Origin of the sequence: Stenotrophomonas sp. 2YAF22 (assembly GCF_052114665.1) — a bacterium.
In the GTDB taxonomy this organism is placed as follows: domain Bacteria; phylum Pseudomonadota; class Gammaproteobacteria; order Xanthomonadales; family Xanthomonadaceae; genus Stenotrophomonas; species Stenotrophomonas indicatrix.
The window spans coordinates 1-1,061 of sequence record NZ_JBFRFE010000924.1; the positions used below are offsets into that span (position 1 = coordinate 1).

Consider the following 1,061-nt stretch of genomic DNA (forward strand, 5'->3'; position numbering starts at 1 on the left):
GGCATTAGCCATGACCCAGCTCCTTCATCCATTGGTGGTAGTAGTGTTCGGTGGCTTCAGCGTGGCCTTCGGGGCTGAAACGCTTGGCGCTGCAGATCCACTCCCAGCCGGAACGACCCATCTGTCGGCGGCGTTCGGGATCGTCCACCAGCAGCCGCAGCGCGCCGGTGAGCGCGGAATTGTCGCCAAGCCGGGTGAGGATGGCATTGCTGCCTTCCACCAGCATTTCGGGCACACCGCCGACCCGATGCGACACGATCGGCAGGCCCGCCTGCGCCGCTTCCAGGAACACCGTGCCCGATGCTTCCTTGTGTGTGGCCAGGGCGAAGATGTCGAAGCCGGGCATCAGCTGGCTGGCATCGCTGCGGAAGCCCAGCAGATGAACCTGGCGCTGCAGATCGTGTTCGGCGCAGGTGGCCTGCAGGCGCTGCATCACGGCCTGGCCATCGCCGACCACCACCAGATGCAGGCGGGGGTTGGCCTTGCACAGCGGCACCATGGCCTGCAGCAGTTCGGCGTGGCCCTTGGGTTCGCGCAGCACTGCCACGCAGCCTACGACGATGTCCTGTTCCTCGAATCCGAGCTCGGCGCGCACGCGTGCGCGCGTCTCCTGCAACTGCTGCCAGGAGGGCTCATGCGTGGTGTCGGTTGGCGCAACCGCCATCGGCGGCACGATGCCGATGTGCTCGGCGGGAATTCCGCGGTCCGCCAGCAGTTGCTTGACGAAGTTGCTCACCGTGATGACCCGGTGGGGCAGGCCGGTGTAGGTCAGCAGCGAATTCACCGGGCTCATCAGGTGGCGCGAGCGCACCACCAGCGGTGTGCCGCCCAGGCGTGCGCCCGCGGCGGCAATCAATGCGTCGCGACGGCTGGTGGTGTTGACCACGTCGTAGCGCTCGCGGTGGACCAGCCGTGACACCGACCAGATGCCGCGCAGCAACCGGGCCATGCCACCCATCCGCAGCGTATGCACGGTGAAGCCATCGTCGCGGGCGCGCATGGCCAGGCGCGCGTCCGGTTGGCACAGCAGGGCGACATGATGGCCGCGCGCGCGCATCACC

At 67.6% G+C, this 1,061-nt stretch carries 1 protein-coding gene; it reads right to left on the bottom strand.

Annotated features, from left to right (window positions below):
- Nucleotides 1–4 precede the first annotated feature (4 nt).
- Nucleotides 5–1,061, bottom strand: a 1,057-nt coding sequence (locus AB4Y84_RS22305) for a glycosyltransferase family 4 protein (protein ID WP_442251012.1), incomplete at its 5' end; no start/stop codon positions are given.